The following is a 16691-nucleotide window of genomic DNA, read 5'->3' as shown; positions in this document are numbered from 1 at the left end:
GGGCTTATGGAGTGCCGATCCGCCTGATCGAGGCGGCGGGCCACATCGCCTGCGTCGTTCAGGTCGACTGAGAGGCGTCACGAAGGAATCGTCTTCAACGGTTGGCTGCTGTCACAATCAGCAACACGACAGCGCTCCAGCGAGTTTCGATCGCCTAAGAAGAGGCAGACAGGCTTGGCAGGCCTCACCCGCGTTTCGCATCAATGACAGCGTGCGATTGGCGGTTGGACGCCATCCGTCGGTGGACAGGGCCGGTGGGAATCAGGTCATTTTCGAAGGAAACCAGCTGGATATTCCGTATTTTGACCGTCCTGGTAGAAATATGATGCGTTGAAAGTATATTTAGCCGCGAAAGTATATGAATATATATTTAATATATGACGATGTTCCGATTGTGCCATTCGCCATATGCATAAGTGTTATTTGTGCAACACAACATTAAACTGTTTAGAGATTTGGTGTTATTTCGGAAATCGTCATTGAAGGCGGAAGATCGATGGGTATGTTCGCGCTCGAAAAGGGGGAGCGGTGCGAGCCTTTTTCGTTGTGGGGGTGAGGCGGGAAAACATTGCCGCCAGCCCCGAAGCCATTTTTTAAACTATGACTGGAGAGGTCAGAAAATGAACATCAAGAGCCTCCTTCTCGGCTCAGCCGCGGCCCTGATCGCGGTCAGCGGCGCGCGCGCTGCGGACGCTGTCGTCGTCGCCGAACCGGAACCGGCCGAATACGTCAAGATCTGCGACGTCTACGGCGCCGGCTACTTCTATATCCCGGGCACCGAGACCTGCCTGCGCATCGGCGGCTACATCCGTTACGACGCTAGCTTGGGCGACGGCAATCGCGTGCTCGACGGCACCAAGGCCATCGATTCCCAGGATGGCGGCGTCAACGACACCTGGAGCAAGAACGCGCGCTTCACGCTGAAGACATGGACCGGCCAGGAAACCGAACTCGGCACGTTGAAGACCTATACCGAGACGCGCTTCAACTTCGGCAGCGTGACCACGGCCAAGGGCGCCGATGGCTTCGCGATCGACAGCGAGGCCGGCAACAAGGCCACCGATCTGCATTTCGCCTGGATCCAGCTTGGCGGGCTGCGCGTCGGCAAGGACGAAACGGCCTATGATTCCTTCATCGGCTATGCCGGCAACGTCGTCCAGGACACGATCATTCCTTACGGCCTCAAGGACACCAACCTGATCAGCTACTACTTCGACGCCGGCAACGGCTTCTCGGCGGTGGCTTCGCTCGAAGAAGGTTCGGGCGCCGATACCATCGACAGCTATGTTCCGCATGTCGTCGGCGGTGTGAAGTACAAGGGCGATTGGGGTGCGATCACCGCGGTCGGCGCTTACAACAGCAACTGGGAAGAATGGGCCGGTAAGGCTCGCCTCGACATCAAGGCGACCTCGGACCTGACCCTGTTCGCTATGCTGGGCTACGGCACGGACGACAACAAGGCGACCAACTTCTACAAGCCATGGACCGGCAACTTCGCCGTCTGGGGCGGTGGCACCTACACCGTCAACAAGAAGGTCCAGCTCAACGCCCAGGTCTCCTACACCGACTTCGAGGACTTCGCGGTTGCCGCGAACGTCGCCTACACCATCGTCCCCGGCTACACGATCACGGCCGAAGTCGATTACTTCAAGAATTTCGACGACAAGTTCAAGGACGGCGTCGGCGGCATCGTTCGCTTCCAGCGCTCGTTCTGACGGATCGACTGACCTTACCAGACCGCCCGCAGCACATCGCTGCGGGCGGCTTTTTGTATGCCGATGCGAGGTGACGGCCTGCCGGGCGCCAAACAGGGCTCCGAACTCAGGTTAACAAAAGACCTGACGACAGCCAGTTCGGCGGTGCCGGCAGCTTTTTTGCCGGTCGCGCTTCATGCGATAGGAATTTTTTCTTGACTCGGTGAGGGCAGCTATGCTACATATTTGCCTATGGTGCTGATTTGCGCCAGTGACCCGCCGCACAGGCGGGTTTTTCGTTTGAAGCTCCATCAGCCGACGCGCCGGCGAAGGCTCCGAAGGAACCCGTTAACCCGAGTTCGTAGCCCTGGGCGCCAAACCCAACCCTTGATTTCGCCATCCAACCGGTGAAAAGCTTTGGGGATGGAATGGCGCGACGAGGGAATCATTCTCGGCACCCGCAAGCATGGCGAAACCAGCGCCATTCTCGAGGTGATGACGCGCGCGCATGGCCGTCATCTCGGCCTTGTTCGTGGCGGCCGTTCGCGCAAGCAGCAGCCTGTGCTCCAGCCCGGCAATCGCGTCGACCTGTTGTGGCGGGCGCGGCTTGACGAGCATCTCGGTACGTTCCAGGCCGAGGCGATCGAGATGAACGCGGCCCGGCTGATGGATAGCGCCGTCGCGGTCTATGGCTTGCAGACCATGGCCGCGCATCTGCGGCTGTTGCCCGAGCGCGACGCGCATGAAGGTCTCTACGAAACGCTTGCCGTGATGATCGTCCATCTCGACGATGCCGACGCTGCCGGCGAACTGGTGGCGCGCTTCGAGCTTCTGGTGCTGGACGAACTCGGCTTTGGCCTCGATCTCAGTCAATGCGCCGCCACCGGCACGCGGCAGGACCTTGCCTATGTCTCGCCGAAGTCGGGACGGGCGGTATCGCGCGAGGCCGGCGAGCCATGGCGTGACAAGATGCTGGCCTTGCCGGCCTTTCTGCAGCGCGGCTCCGGCCTGCGCGCGGATCCGGCCGCGGTCGACGACGCCTTCCGGCTGACCGGTTTCTTCTTCACGCGCCACGTCTATGAGCCGCGCGGCATCGAGCCGCCCGACGCCCGCGCCGGCTTCCTCGCCGCCTTGCGCAAGCACCACGCGCGCGGCAGGGCCACAGCCGGTGGGAATGCGGCCAGAGAAATCATCACATGAGCGAAGTCGAACTTTATCCTGGCCGGGTCTCGCCCCTCGGCCTCGGCACCATTCCGCACATCGACATCCTGAAATACACCGGCCTGGAGCTGCTGCAGCGCATTGTCGATGGCAAATATCCGGCGCCGCCGATCTCCTTCCAGCTCAACTTCGCGCTGACCGAAGTGTCGGAAGGCCGTGCCGTGTTCCGTGGCCTGCCCAACGAGCGCCACCTCAACCCGCTGGGCAGCGTGCATGGCGGCTGGGCGGCGACGCTGCTCGACTCGGCGCTAGCCTGCGCGGTGCAAACGCTGCTCGAAAAGGGTGAGGCCTACACCACAGCGGAGTTCAAGGTGAATTTGACGCGGCCGATCACGCCGAAGACCGGCGAGGTGGTCTGCGAGGGCAAGGTTGTTCACAAGGGCCGCACGCTGGCGGTGTCGGAAGCGACGCTAAAGGATGCCGGCGGCAAGCTGCTGGCTTTCGGCACCGAAACATGCTCGATCTTTCCGGCGGCCAATCTGGCGGCGCGTTGACTGGCGGCGCATCGAGTTTTCCGAGCTTGGATTTTCTGGCCGTTTGGCCGCCGCATTTGAATGTCAATGAGACTGAACGTCAGTGAAAACTGGCCTGGTTTGGGGGAACCGCCATGTTTGAGAGCCTGATCGGCCTTGTCGCCATCATCGCTTTGTTCGTCATCATTTCGCGCCAGCAGAGCCGCATCGGGCTTGTCGAGCGCGAGCTTGGCGCGCTGCGCAGCCTTGTGCTCTCGGGAGCCTTGCCACCGGCGGCCAAGTCGTCCGAACAGGCCGCGCCCGTTGGCACTCCCGCCGATGTGGCTCCAGCCGAAGCGGCCGCGGCCGATATCGTCCCGCCAGTGGTAAGCGAAGCGGCCACCGCGCAGGCGCCAGCCACGGAAACGGAAGCTCCAACCGATGAGGTCGTGTCCGGGCCGTGGGCCGCCGCGGAAGCGGCCCTGAAGGCGGCGGAACCTGTGGCGCCAACTGCTGCGCCGAAAGCCGCCCGCCAGACCGATGTCGAAACCGCGCTCGGGACCCGCTGGGCGGTCTGGGTTGGCGGCATCGCGCTGGCGCTGGGCGGCCTGTTCCTGATCCGCTACACCATCGAGGCCGGCATTTTCGGCCCCGGCGTGCGACTGACCATGGCTGCGGTTCTCGGCCTGATACTGATCGCCGGCGGCGAGTTCATCCGCCGCACCGGCTTCAAAGTGCCGGTGCAAGGCGCTGCCGGCGCCTATATTCCAGCGATCCTGACCGCGGCCGGTGCCTTCATCCTGTTCGGCACCGTCTATGCCGCGCATGGCATTTACGGCTTCATTGGCCCGGCACTCGCCTTTACGCTGCTCGGCGCCATTGGCGTGGCGACGATCGCGGCAGCCCTGGTCCATGGCCAGGCGCTGGCCGGCATCGGCCTCGTCGGCGCCATGGTGACGCCGGTGCTGGTCGCCTCGCAGGCGCCCAATCCCTGGGCGCTGTTCGGCTATCTCGCGATCGTGCTTGCCGCCACCGGCGTCATCGCCCGCATGCGCGACTGGAAGTTGCTGATGGCGGCTGCCTTTTTCGGCACAGGTGTCTGGACCATCCTCTACATGACCGATGCGCCGGGGGCGAACCTCTCCGCCATCCTGTTCATCGATGCCGTCACGCTGGCGGTGCTTGCCCTTGTCTGGCTCGCTCGCCGTGGTGACGAAACCGGGCCAGCCCGGGCTTTCGACTGGCCGTCCATCGTGCCTGGCCTGTTCGTTGCATTCTCGGCGCTGGGCCTGTCGGTCGACCCGGTCTTCGCCGCTGCCGGCTATGCCTTGCCGGGCGCCGTGATCCTCGCCGCTATGGTGGCTGTCGCGCTCTATCGTCCACTTGCGTTGCCGCTCCTCTACGCCGCGGGATTGGTCACGGTGCTGATCTATCTCGGCATTATCCCGCCAACCTCGATCGTTTCCGATTTTTCGGGCGGCGCCCTGAGCGTCGACGGACTGCCCGTGGCCACCTCCAATGCGCTGACATTACGCATCGGCATCGCGCTTGGCCTGGTCTTCATCGGCGCCGGTTTCTGGGCCGCCCGCAGGTTCGCCGGCGGCATGGAGATCCGCGCGGCCTCATGGGCAGCGTGGGGCGTCGTCGTGCCATTGGTCATCCTGCTGGCGCTCTGGTTCACCTTCGGCAATCTCGATCGTGACTTTGTCTACGCCGCCGCAGCAGTACTGCTGATCGTCGTTTTCGCCGCCGGCGGCGAGTGGATCGCACGGGCCGAAGAGCCGCCGCTCAACGGCGGTATCGCGGTATCGTTTGCCGTGGGTGGCGCGGCCATCGCCGGCCTTCTGCTGCTGCATATGGCTTTCGATTCCGGCTGGACCACCATCCTGCTCGGTGCGGCGGCCATCGTGCCGGCGCTGGCCACGCGTTGGCGCTCCTATCCGGTGCTCGGCTGGATTTCGGTTGGCGCGGTGATCGCGGTGCTAGGCCGCGCCGCCTTCGACCCAACCATCGTCGGTGCCGAGTTCCTCTCCACGACACCGGTGTTCAACTGGCTGCTGCCGGGCTACGGCGTACCTGCGCTGGCCTTCGGCTTTGCCGCCTGGCAGCTCGCCCGCACCACCAATGGCCGGCCGCGCCTCGCCATGGAAGCGGCGGCGGCACTGTTTGCGCTGCTCACGCTGGCCATGCTGGTGCGCCATGCCATGCACGGCGGCGTCATCGACACGGGTGCCATGACGCTCGCCGAACAGGCGATCTATACGCTGATCGCCATCGGCGCCGGCGCCATCCTGGTCGCCATCGACATGCGTTCGCCAAGCTCGGTGCTGCGCTATGGTTCGATGGCCGCCGGCGTGGTCTCCGTCGCCTTCATCATTATCCGGCACTTCGTGGTGCTGAACCCGCTTTTCACAGACGAATCGACCGGCCGCATCCCGGTGTTCAACCTGTTGTTCCTCGCCTATCTCCTGCCGGCGATCGCCGCAGGCGGGCTGGCGCTCTATGCCAGGGACAAGCGGCCGAAATGGTATGCGCAGATGCTGGCGCTGGTGGCTGCCGTGCTTGCCTTCGCCTATGCCACGCTGTCGGTGAGGCGGCTGTTCAAGGGCGAGTTCATCGGCCTGTGGAGCGGCCTCGGCCAGTTGGAAACCTACACCTATTCGGCGCTCTGGCTGGTGATCGGCGTGGCACTGCTCACGGCCGGCGTCTGGCTGAAGTCACAGGTGCTGCGCATTGCCTCGGCCGCGCTGATAGCGATCGCCGTGCTGAAGGTCTTCATCTTCGACATGTCGGAGCTGGAAGGCGTGCTCAGGGCGCTGTCGTTCATCGGCCTTGGCGCCGTGCTGATCGGTATCGGTCTGTTTTATCAGCGGCTGCTGACGCGGGCGGCGCGGGAGGGATGATATTCTTGCTTCCGTGAACAGTTCTTACCGGTCATGGACCGGTTATCCGCTATTTTCGGATGGTGCCACGCACGCGGCGTTGTACGATTGCCTCTTTGATGAGGCCAGCGATACTGCGGACAAACGCCGGGCTGAAGGAGCCGATTGGTTTCGTCGTGACGAGATCGTAAGCTTCGTCGACTTGTACGCGGTTGTACTCGTCTAGAATCAGCCACGACGGAAAATCGAGCCCACCTCTGCGGCACTCTATTTCGCTCACAGCAACATGCGTGCGGGACTGGTCGGGCTTTTGCGAAGTGAGCGGGAACAAGAAGAGTGCGGCAGGCGTCGTCGGCGTTCTAACCACAATGCAGACCGGCCGCGCCTTGCGGCCGGATTCCTCGCCGGCATCAGCCTGCCGCGCCCATAGATAGTAGTATCGAAGCAAATCGCCTGGCTTAAGCATCCGGCTTGTCGCCGGTTGTGATGGCTTCCAATCCGGACAGGAGTTCATCGTGAATCTCGTCCGGCGCGTCCTCAAGCGTGTAGGCTACGGCATGAGGCGAACTGACGAGCTGCCGGTATTGGGTGGCTGAGAGGATGATCAGCTTCTCCTTGCCGCGTTTCGTGAGCGCGACAGGCTCGATCATTGCCGTTTCGAGAATTTCGCCGGACGCCCGGTTCATGTCTGAAAAGGTGAATTGCTTCATCGAGTGGTCCTCATACGTATTTTACCTATTGTGCATATTTTACGTATTTAAGCAATCGATTTTGCCACTGCCTTTCCGGTCGAGAATAAATCGGCACCAGCGAGCGCTATTGCATTGCTTGGGTGAACGGGGCGGCGGACCGCTTGCGCCGCGCCGAGAAGGCGCGTTCAATTGGGATCGATAGCAATCCTTGGTGAAGTACCGCGCCTGCGCCGACCTCGGTGCGGTGCTGATCGGCATCGGCCTGTCCTACCAGCGGCTTTTGACACGGGCGGCTAAGGGATATGAAGACGCTTCTTGAAAGAATATGCAGAATGGAATATCTGAATATCATTTTGGAGATATTCAGATGCCGCTTTATATCCGTGACGACGAAGTGGATGCGCTGGCCGCCAGATTGCAGCGTGAGACGAATGCTCCGAGCAAGACGGAGGCGGTGAAGACCGCACTTGTGCACGAACTTGAGCGCAATCGCGCCAAGGTGCCGTTGCGCGACCGGGTCGCGAGGCTGCAGGCGGAGGCCGCGAAGATAGGCCTGCCAAATCCCGATTTCGACATGAAGAAATTCACCGACGAGATGTGGGAGGACTGATGTTTGTCGATGCGTCGGTGATTGTCGCCATTCTCAACCGGGAGCCGGGTTGGGAGGAACTGGTCAAGCGGCTCTCTGGTTTTGCCGGCCAGTCCTACGTTTCCCCATTGGTGCGTTTTGAGGCGACACAGGCGCTGGCGCGCGCAGCCGCTGGCTCCCGTAAACCTACGGCTGAAGCCCTCCTCAAGGCTCGCGATCTGGTCGATCAGTTCATAGTGGAAATTGGTGGAGAGAATGTGGTGATCGGCGAAGACATCGGTTTCCACGCCATCAATGCCAGCGCTCGCTATGGCAAGGCCGTTGGTCATCAAGCCGATCTCAATTTCGGCGACTGCTTCGCCTATGCCTGTGCAAAAAGCCTCGATGTTCCGCTGCTCTACAAGGGCAATGATTTCCTGCTAACGGATTTGGGATAATTCGGCTTTCTCCTTGATTGGTGGGAATAAATCGGCACCAGCCAGCGTTATCTCCTTGCTTGGGTGACCGGGGCGGCGGACCGCTTCGCGCTGGCCGCTTGCGCCGCGCCGAGAAGGCGCGTTCAATTGGGATCAACAAGGGCGACCTCGAAACCAGCGGTCATGGACGAAAAGAAGGCAGCAATCCTTGGCGAAATACCGCGCCTGCGCCGCTACGCACGCTCGCTTTTGCGCGACCGCGACGCTGCAGACGATCTCGTCCAGGATTGCCTCGAGCGGGCGCTTGTGCGGCTCGACAACTGGCAGACAGGAGAAAGCCCCCGGAGGTGGCTGTTTACGATCATGCATCATTTGTTCATCGACCAGATGCGCAAGGTGAACCGTCGCGGCGACGCGGCGATGCTGCCGCTGGAGGCGGGCGAGGTCGTTGCCCAGCCCGCCGAGCAGGTGGAGAGTATTGCCTCACGCGAGATCATCGACGCGCTGCAAGCGATCAGCCCCGACCGCCGCGCAGCCCTTGTCATGGTTGCCATCGAAGGTTTTTCCTATGCCGAAGCAGCCAACATTCTGGGCGTGCCGGCCGGCACGCTGATGTCGCGCATTGCGCGCGGGCGCGAGGAATTGCGTGGGCTGCTGGACGACACGGCGCGTCGCCGCGCGATAAGGATCGTCGAGAAATGATCCGCCGAGACTTCTCCGAACGTGACATCCACATGGCGCTCGATGGCGAGCTGCCCGGCGACGAGCGCGCTGCCTATGACGCCTGGCTCGACGCCAATCCCGAGATGAAGGCCAAGAGCGCCCGCTTCACCGCCGATCGGACGGCGCTGCAGACCGCCTTCGCCGGCGTGCTGGACGAAGCGGTTCCCGCGCGGTTGCGCAAGGTCGTGCTCGGCGAGGCGCAGGTCAAGCCAGCTGTGCCGCGCTCGCGCTGGTGGCTTGCCGCCGCGGCCGCCGTGCTTGTGGTCGCCGGCGGGCTTGGCGGCTACCTTGCCGGCATCGACCGCATCGGACAGGAGGATCAGGCGGAAGATCGACTGGCGGAGCAGGCAATCGCGGCCCATGTCATCTATGCCGCCGAAAAGCGGCATGCGGTCGAAGTGCCGGCCAGCGACATGGATCATCTGCAGACCTGGCTGTCCAACCGGGTAGGTTTGAAGCTGGTGGCGCCGAACCTGACCGCGAATGGTTTCCAACTGGTCGGCGGCCGGTTGCTTCCCGCTGGTGAAAGCAAGGCCGCAATGCTGCTCTACGAGGACGACAAGGGGGAGCGTATATCCCTTTTCGTCACGGCGGAATCGGCGGAGAATGCCAAGGGAACCTATGCATCGGCACAAGACGGTCCGCGGGCCGTCTACTGGATGGACAAGGGCTATGGCTGCGCTGTCGTCGGCTCGCTGCCGCGCGAACAATTGGCCGTCGTGGCAAAGAACGCCTACGGCCAGCTTCTGGCCGGCCTGGCCAGTTGAAGGTGCCACTTTTGACGGCGACTCCAATCCATAAATTGCGATCCTGTCAAAGCGTTTCCATGGCTGAGCTGCCGCCGAATCTGTCACAATTCGGCCCTATTCGAGGTGCGATAGCGCTTTGTGGCCATCGGTATTTCGGCTGATGTCCTGAACGTCTTCGAGTAGGGCATTTCCCACCACCAATCGAGGTTTTCTCAACCCGCATGCCTGCCGAGATCCGCACGGCCCGCGCGTCTGACGTCGATGATCTCGCCGCCATCGAGAAAGCTGTTTTCTCAAGCGACCGTATTTCCCGCCGCTCCTTCCGCCTGTTCATCGAGCGTGAAACCGCCGAGACGCTGGTCGCCGAAGTCGATGGCCGCGTGGCCGGCTATGCGATCGTGCTGTTTCGCAAGGGTAGCGGCGTGGCACGCCTCTACTCGATCGCGACCGGTCCGTTTTTCGGTGGGCTGGGTGTCGGCCGCATGCTGCTCGGATCCGCCGAAGACGCCGCCTTCGAGCATGACCGCATGATGCTGCGTCTCGAGGTGCGCGAGGACAACAGCCGCGCGATCCGCATCTACGAACAGGCCGGCTATCGCAAGATTGGCCGTGAACCCGGCTACTATGAGGATGGCGGGACAGCACTTCGTTATGAGAAGACCTTGCGCGGCGACATTCCGATCGCCACCAAGGTACCGTTCTACCCGCAGACCTGCGAATTCACCTGCGGCCCGTGCTGCCTGATGATGGCGATGGCCAATTTCGATCGCGGCTTCGTGCCGGATCCGGTCATGGAAATCCGTCTGTGGCGTGAAGCGACGACCGTCTTCATGATGTCGGGACCCGGTGGTTGCGAACCGTTCGGCCTCGCGGTCTCGGGGTACGAAAGCGGACTTGCGGCGGAGATCTATGTTTCCTTCTATGGCGCGCTGTTCCTGCAATCGGTGCGCAGCCAGGACAAGCGCCGGGTGATGGAACTTGCCCAGGTCGACTTTCGCCGGCGCGCGGAACTTTGCGGCATCCCGGTGAATTACCGTTCGTTCACTATCGACGACATCCGCGCCGCGATCGCTGGGGGAAAGCTGGTGCTGGTGTTGATCAGCGGCTTCCTGATGTTCGGCAAGAAGGTGCCGCATTGGGTGCTGGCTATCGGCGATGACGGCGACCATATCCTGATCCACGACCCCTGGGTCGAGGACGAAAGACAGGAGACCATCCTTGATGCCGCCAACATTCCCGTGCCTTACGGCATCTTCATGAACATGGCGCAGTTCGGCCGCGACGGACTGCGTGCCGCCATCACTCTGGGAAAGCGCTGATAACAATGACCTGGGTTATTCTTACAGGCAGGCAGAGCGATCTCGACCAGGTGGCGACACCACACAAGATCATCACCAATCGCGACTATCTCGCACATCCCTCGCTGTTTCGCGGCCAGCGGCCGAAGGTCATCAACCTGTCGAACAACTACGGCTACCAGAGCCGCGGCTACTATGCCTCGCTGCTGGCGGGCTCGCGCGGCCACAAGGTGATCCCGACCGTCGAGACGATGATCGACCTCTCGGAGCGCAAGCTCTACGAGCACGCGCTGCCGGAACTGGAGCTGGCGCTCAACAAATGCCGCAAGGATCTCGGCGGCGCCTTTCCGCAAAAGGTCTGCATCTTCTTCGGCATCGGTCCGTCGAAGATCTGGGACCGCTTCGCCAAGCTGTTGTTCGACTGGTTCCGCGCACCGGCGCTCGAAGTCCACATCAAGGACAGCGCCGAATGGGCCTCGATCCGCAAGATCGGCTTTCATCCGCTGGCGCGTATGACCGAGGACGAGGAAAAAAGCTTCATCCAGTGCCTGGAGACCTACACCAACCGGGAGTGGCGCGACACCAAGGGCCGCACGCCGGCGCGCTACACCTTCGCCACGCTGGTCGACCCGCATGAGGAATTGCCGCCGTCGGAAATCTCGTCGCTGCGCTACTGGGCCAAGATCGCCGAGAAGATGGGCGTCGAAATCGAGCCGATCACCAAGCGGGACCTCGCCAAGCTCGCCAATTACGACGCGCTGTTCATCCGCGAGACCACCTCGATCTCCAACCACACCTACCGTTTCGCCCGCCGCGCGCAGCAGGAAGGCATGCCGGTCATCGACGACCCGCTGTCGATGATCCGCTGCACCAACAAGGTCTATCTCAACGAGCTGATGGCCTACAACAAGGTGCCGGTGCCGCCGACGGTTATGATAGCCGGCACCTCGGATCTCGAACTGGCGGCGCAGACACTGGGTTTTCCGCTGGTGCTGAAGATCCCGGATTCGTCGTTCTCGCGCGGCGTCAAGAAATGCGCCAACTTCGAGGAACTGAAGACGCTTGCCTCCGAATGGCTGGAGGATTCCGACCTTCTGATCGCGCAGAAGTTCATCCCGACCGAATACGACTGGCGCGTCGGCGTGCTCGGCGGCCAGCCGCTGTTTGCCGTGCATTATCTGATGGCCAAGAAACACTGGCAGATCGTCAACCACAAGGCCAACGGCAAGCCCGACCAGGGCGGCATCAAGACCTTCACGCTGAAGGAGACGCCGGCGCACGTCGTCGAGACGGCGGTGAAGGCGGCGCGCTGCATCGGTGACGGACTCTATGGCGTCGACCTCAAGGAGACCAAGGACGGCGTCTTCGTCATCGAGGTCAACGACAATCCCAACCTCGACCATGGCTGGGAGGATTCCGGCGAAAAGGACGAGGTCTGGGTGCGGCTGACGCATTGGTTCCTGGAGCGGCTGGACCGGCCGGGGCGATAATTTGATCGGGGAGAAGATGCTGTTCATCGTGATCGAGGATTTCACCGGCTGTGATCGCAAGGAGATCTACCGCCGCTTTCGCGACCGGGGCCGCCTGAAGCCGGACGAGCTTGTCGTGCATCACAGCTGGATCGCGGCGGACATGAGCCGCTGCTTCCTGCTGGTGGAGGCCGATGACGTTACGCTGCTGCAGCGCTGGGTCATCGAATGGGCGGATCTGGTGGAATTCGAGATCGTTCCCGTGGCGACGAACAAGGACATGGCAGAGGCATTGAGCACCCACCTCTGACAATAGCCGCCTGTCAGGTCAACGCAGTGCCGGCGAGCCCACTGCGCGCCGGCATTCGTCGATCAGCCACTGGCGAAATGCAGCCACGACATCGCGTCTCGCGCTGCGATCCGGGATCGTCAGGCAATAGGGCTGGCGCAGTTCCAGTGCTAGGGGCAGGGGCCTGACGAGCCGGCCGTACTCCAGCGCCTGGGCACAGTAGATCCCTTGCGCCAGCGCCACGCCCAATCCCGAAATGGCAAGGTCGAGCGCTGCGCGCGATGAGTTGGCCGAGAGGCCGCGCTGCGCTGTGCGACCGGGCTCGATATCGGCCGCTTCGAACCAGTTCCGCCATGACGGAAACGATGCGCCGGTCGGCCCCCAGTCGGTGTGGATCAGCGGCAGGCTGGCGAGGCCTTCGGGTTTGATCGTGCAGGCCAGCCCGGGCGAACACACGGGATAGACTGCGTCCTGGACGATATCCTCGGTCGGGTGCTCGCGATAATGCGGGCCATAAGAGAGCCTGATGTCGATCAGCTCGCGGTCGAACGGCACCGGGTCGTCGTCGCCTCTGAGCGATATGTCGACGGCGCCATGGCTTGCGACAAAACCGGCGAGACGCTGCGAAAGCCAGCCCATAGCCATGGATGGCGGTACCGATACCACCAGGCGCGGGCGGAATGCATCGCCGCCCAGCTGGCGTGCAACGCTGCCGATCTCCTGGAAGGCCATGGTCAGCCTAGGCAGCATCTCGACGCCGGCTTCGGTGAGGACGACGCGCCGGTTGACGCGGTGGAACAGCTTGCGACCCATCTGCTCCTCCAAGCTGCGGATGAGCTGGCTGACGGCGGCGGCCGATACCGAAAGCTCTTCCGCCGCCGCGGCAAAGCTGCCTGCTCGCGCCGCGGCCTCGAAGGCCTGAAGTCCCTTGAGAGATGGAAGTGTGACCATGATCACCAGATAGATAAGCTCAGCTTTTCAAAGTTGCAGAAATCGTCGTTTTTGGAAAGTTTTTTCATGGGATACAGTGAAGCTACATCAAATCCCAGCCCAGGATCGAAGCCGGTGGATCATCGCGACGTAACCTCATCGTTGACGCAGGAGGAGCGCAATCGCCTGACCGCCAAGTCGGATGTCGCGGGTCTTGTTCAGCTTGCCGCTCATTGGGGTGCGATCGTGATCATCGGATCGCTAATCGCCGCCAAGGTGCCGTTCTGGCCGCTGCTGATGCTGCCGCAAGGCATCCTCATCGTGTTCCTGTTCACGCTGCTGCACGAGACGGTTCATCGTACGGCTTTCGAAACGCAATGGCTGAACGATGCCGTGGCACGGGTGTGCAGCCTGGCGATCGCGCTGCCGGCGGACTGGTTCCGCTACTTCCATTTCGCTCACCATCGATACACCCAGGATCCCGACAATGATCCGGAGCTGGCTTTCCCCAAGCCGGAGACTTGGCGGCAATACATCGTTCATGTGTCGGGCATTCCGCTATGGCGCGGGCATTTGCTGACGCTCTATGCCAACGCGATGGGCCGCGGCCGGGAAAGCTACGTTCCGCCAAAAGGCTACGACAAGGTGCGCGCCGAGGCGCGTGCCATGATTGCCTTCTATGCCGTCGTGCTCGTGTTGGCGCTATGGTTCAAGGCGACGGTGTTGCTCTATGTCTGGATCCTGCCGGCACTGCTCGGACAGCCGTTCCTGCGCCTCTATCTCCTGGCCGAACATGGCCGCTGTCCGTTCGTCGCCAACATGCTGGAGAACTCCCGGACGACGCTCACCAACTGGTTCGTCCGCAAGCTGGCCTGGAACATGCCGTTTCATGCTGAACATCACGCCTACCCCGGAGTACCGTTCCATCAACTGCCGCGGTTTCATGCGCTGATCGAGCGGCATTTGAAGGTGGTCGAGCCGGGTTATGTCAGCTTCCACGAAAAATACATCGAGACACTGCATTGACGATGGCCGACCTCAGCCGGTCTGGCTGTGCAACCCACGGGATTTCAGCAGACGCTGAATATCCACCGCCTTCGACGGCACGCCGATGAGGTAGCCCTGCGCCTCGACGCAGCCATATTTGCGCAGCGTGTCGAGCTGGCCATCGGTCTCGACGCCTTCAGCGGTTACGGTGATGCCAAGCTCCTGGCCAAGCCCGATGATGCTGCGCACGATCGCCGCGGTGTCGCGATTGCCGATGTCGCGAATGAACGAACGGTCGATCTTGATCTTGTCGACGGGAAAACGCCTGAGGTAGCCGAGCGAGGAGTAGCCGGTGCCGAAATCGTCCAGCGCGATACGAATGCCCAGTCCGCGTAACTGGCGTAGTGTCTTCAGCACCGCGTCACTCTCGTCCATCAGCACGGTTTCGGTGATTTCCAGTTCCAGCCGGCCGGCTGGCACGCCGGAGAAGGCCAGCGCCGAGATGACGTTGCGGGCAAAGCCGCCGCTTTTGAGCTGCACGGCCGAGACATTGACCGCGATGCGCAGGCCGGCAGGCCAGCTTGCAGCCGCCGTGCAGGCTTTCCTCAGCGCCCACTCGCCAAGCGGTACGATCAGCCCGGTTTCCTCGGCGACCGGAATGAACTTGTCCGGCGCCACAGTGCCGCGCGCTGGCGAATGCCAGCGCATCAAGGCTTCCGCGCCGACGATCTCGCCGGAGGCGATGTTCATAATGGGCTGGAAATCGAGATCGAATTCATGGCGCGGCAGCGCTGCCTCGAGGTCGCTCTCGAGTGCGCGTCGTTCCTGCGCCATGGCGTCCATACCGGGCTCGAAGAAGCGATACAGGTTGCGCCCTTCGCTCTTCGCCCGGTAAAGCGCCGTATCGGCGTTTTTCAGCAGCGTGTCGGCATCCCCGCCATCGTCAGGGAAAATGGCGATGCCCAGGCTGATGCCGACATGCATCTCGCGGTTCTTATCGCGGAACGGTTTTGTGATCGCCTCGACGATCCGCTTTGCCAGTTTTTCGGCATCGGCGGTGTTTTTGAAATTGAACTCGATGATGACGAACTCGTCGCCGCCGAAACGGGCGACGATGTCTGTTTCATCGCGCAGGCAGCGCTGCAGCCTCTCAGCCACGCTCTTCAGCAGCCAGTCGCCGGCCGGATGTCCCCAGGTGTCGTTGACGGTCTTGAAACGGTCGAGATCGAGCGAGAAGATTGCCAGCGGTGCCGTCGCATCCTCCAACGCTTGGTCGAGCCGCTCACGAAACATCTGTCGGTTGGGCAACCCGGTAAGCGGGTCATGATGCGCAAGGTGGGTCATGCGCTCTTCGGCCAGCCTGCTTTCAGTGACATCGTCGAATGTGGCGACCCAGCCGCCGCCGCTCATCGGCCGGCGCGCGATCATCAGCGTTCGTCCGTCGGCAAGCTGGCTCGGGGTCGATCGCGTCTGCCCCGCCCGCAGGCGAGTCTCGGTTTTGGAGACTTCGCTGTCGATGTCGATGGACGCATAGACTCCCAGGCGCACGAGTTGTTCGAGCAATTCGCGGTGGCCCATGCCAAGCGGTAAGTCCGCCGCGCTAACACCATAGAGTTCCAGAATGCGCTGATTGCGCACGATTAGCCGGCCGTCGGCGTCGTACATCAGCAAGCCTTGCGACATGTTGGCGAGCGCTGCGTCGAAACGGCGGTGCTGCTCCTTGAGATCCTCTTGCGCGCGTCGCTGTTCGGTGATGTCCTCGTAGATCGAGACCCAGCCGCCCAAGGCCAGCGGACGATGCGAGATGCTGATGATGCGGCCGTCCGACAATTTTTCCTCGTATGTCGAGGGCTTTGCCTGGTCGATATAGGGCTTGCGGATGGCGTAGAGTTCGTCGGCGCTTTGCGAGGCAATGCCGATATCGACGCTGTGGCGCAGAATGTCGAGGAACCGGATGCCGGGCCGTATCACTCTGGCGTCGAGGCAGAAGATGTTGATGTAGTTGCCGTTGCAGATGATCATTCGTTCGTCGGCGTCGAACATGCACAGGCCATGCGACATGTTCTCGACCGCGGCCGAAAAACGTTGGTTCTGCTCGCGCAGTTCGTCTGCCACGTGGCGGGAGCGGTCCATGCCTTCGGCCTCCCGTTCCGGGACGGCCGGACCATCCTTGGCATCAGCGACGGGCATGAGCGCGCCTGCAGACCGTGATCGAACGCCCTACTGTGGTCGCCGCCGGTTAATTTAGCGTTTTAATGTATGTCGCCCAAAAGTGACCTCGGTTCTGGGAGAACGGCATG

16 protein-coding genes are annotated in these 16691 nt (G+C 62.1%); 12 read left to right on the top strand and 4 right to left on the bottom strand.

The window, feature by feature from the left end:
• Positions 1 to 620 precede the first annotated feature (620 nt).
• From ACSQ3L_RS24165 to ACSQ3L_RS24150, 4 genes are all read left to right on the top strand, one after another.
• Complete coding sequence (locus ACSQ3L_RS24165; protein ID WP_436162191.1) at positions 621 to 1715, top strand: porin; 1095 nt, start codon at positions 621 to 623, stop codon at positions 1713 to 1715.
• Between the two features lie 402 nt (positions 1716 to 2117).
• The gene (gene recO / locus ACSQ3L_RS24160) at positions 2118 to 2894 is read left to right on the top strand and encodes a DNA repair protein RecO (protein WP_436162190.1); all 777 of its coding nucleotides are present in this window, start codon (positions 2118 to 2120) and stop codon (positions 2892 to 2894) included.
• A complete protein-coding gene (locus ACSQ3L_RS24155; protein ID WP_436162189.1) occupies positions 2891 to 3409 on the top strand; it encodes a PaaI family thioesterase in 519 nt (172 codons plus the stop codon). The genes recO and ACSQ3L_RS24155 overlap by 4 nt, the downstream gene beginning before the upstream one ends.
• Before the next feature lie 113 nt (positions 3410 to 3522).
• A complete protein-coding gene (locus ACSQ3L_RS24150) occupies positions 3523 to 6270 on the top strand; it encodes a DUF2339 domain-containing protein (protein WP_436162188.1) in 2748 nt (915 codons plus the stop codon).
• Positions 6271 to 6319: 49 nt separating this feature from the next.
• On the opposite strand, the gene ACSQ3L_RS24145 is transcribed toward ACSQ3L_RS24150, so the two are convergent.
• A complete protein-coding gene (locus ACSQ3L_RS24145; protein WP_436162187.1) occupies positions 6320 to 6715 on the bottom strand; it encodes a hypothetical protein in 396 nt (131 codons plus the stop codon).
• Positions 6708 to 6959: a prevent-host-death protein gene (locus ACSQ3L_RS24140; protein WP_436162186.1), complete on the bottom strand. Its 252-nt coding sequence runs from the start codon at positions 6957 to 6959 to the stop codon at positions 6708 to 6710. The genes ACSQ3L_RS24145 and ACSQ3L_RS24140 overlap by 8 nt, the downstream gene beginning before the upstream one ends.
• A gap of 349 nt (positions 6960 to 7308) precedes the next feature.
• On the opposite strand from ACSQ3L_RS24140, the gene ACSQ3L_RS24135 reads away from it, so the two are divergent.
• From ACSQ3L_RS24135 to ACSQ3L_RS24105, 7 genes are all read left to right on the top strand, one after another.
• On the top strand, positions 7309 to 7551 hold the full coding sequence (locus tag ACSQ3L_RS24135; RefSeq protein ID WP_436162185.1) for a type II toxin-antitoxin system VapB family antitoxin: 243 nt from the start codon (positions 7309 to 7311) through the stop codon (positions 7549 to 7551).
• Positions 7551 to 7967, top strand: a complete 417-nt coding sequence (locus ACSQ3L_RS24130) for a type II toxin-antitoxin system VapC family toxin (RefSeq protein WP_436162184.1) — start codon at positions 7551 to 7553, stop codon at positions 7965 to 7967. Before ACSQ3L_RS24135 ends, ACSQ3L_RS24130 begins: the two co-directional genes overlap by 1 nt.
• A gap of 162 nt (positions 7968 to 8129) precedes the next feature.
• On the top strand, positions 8130 to 8648 hold the full coding sequence (locus tag ACSQ3L_RS24125) for a sigma-70 family RNA polymerase sigma factor (protein WP_436162183.1): 519 nt from the start codon (positions 8130 to 8132) through the stop codon (positions 8646 to 8648).
• Positions 8645 to 9436 carry an anti-sigma factor family protein gene (locus ACSQ3L_RS24120; RefSeq protein WP_436162182.1) on the top strand — a complete coding sequence of 264 codons (792 nt, stop codon included), beginning with the start codon at positions 8645 to 8647 and terminating at the stop codon, positions 9434 to 9436. Before ACSQ3L_RS24125 ends, ACSQ3L_RS24120 begins: the two co-directional genes overlap by 4 nt.
• Positions 9437 to 9639: 203 nt before the next feature.
• Entirely contained in the window at positions 9640 to 10737 is a 1098-nt protein-coding gene (locus ACSQ3L_RS24115; RefSeq protein ID WP_436162181.1) for a peptidase C39 family protein, read from the top strand.
• A 5-nt stretch (positions 10738 to 10742) separates the two neighbouring features.
• Positions 10743 to 12206: a RimK family protein gene (locus tag ACSQ3L_RS24110; protein WP_436162180.1), complete on the top strand. Its 1464-nt coding sequence runs from the start codon at positions 10743 to 10745 to the stop codon at positions 12204 to 12206.
• A gap of 16 nt (positions 12207 to 12222) precedes the next feature.
• Positions 12223 to 12495 (top strand): DUF3303 domain-containing protein, encoded by a 273-nt coding sequence (locus ACSQ3L_RS24105; protein WP_436162179.1) that lies wholly within the window; start codon positions 12223 to 12225, stop codon positions 12493 to 12495.
• 18 nt (positions 12496 to 12513) lie between these two features.
• On the opposite strand, the gene ACSQ3L_RS24100 is transcribed toward ACSQ3L_RS24105, so the two are convergent.
• On the bottom strand, positions 12514 to 13425 hold the full coding sequence (locus tag ACSQ3L_RS24100) for a LysR substrate-binding domain-containing protein (RefSeq protein WP_436162178.1): 912 nt from the start codon (positions 13423 to 13425) through the stop codon (positions 12514 to 12516).
• A 114-nt stretch (positions 13426 to 13539) separates the two neighbouring features.
• On the opposite strand from ACSQ3L_RS24100, the gene ACSQ3L_RS24095 reads away from it, so the two are divergent.
• A complete protein-coding gene (locus ACSQ3L_RS24095) occupies positions 13540 to 14430 on the top strand; it encodes a fatty acid desaturase family protein (RefSeq protein WP_436162177.1) in 891 nt (296 codons plus the stop codon).
• Between the two features lie 12 nt (positions 14431 to 14442).
• Here ACSQ3L_RS24095 and ACSQ3L_RS24090 read toward each other — a convergent pair whose 3' ends face one another.
• Complete coding sequence (locus ACSQ3L_RS24090) at positions 14443 to 16581, bottom strand: putative bifunctional diguanylate cyclase/phosphodiesterase (RefSeq protein ID WP_436162176.1); 2139 nt, start codon at positions 16579 to 16581, stop codon at positions 14443 to 14445.
• Positions 16582 to 16691: the final 110 nt, after the last annotated feature.

Source organism: Mesorhizobium sp. LjRoot246 (assembly GCF_964254115.1).
Taxonomy (GTDB): domain Bacteria; phylum Pseudomonadota; class Alphaproteobacteria; order Rhizobiales; family Rhizobiaceae; genus Mesorhizobium.
The sequence above is the reverse complement of the archived record's forward strand: the minus strand, read 5'-3'. Positions and strand labels throughout refer to the sequence as shown.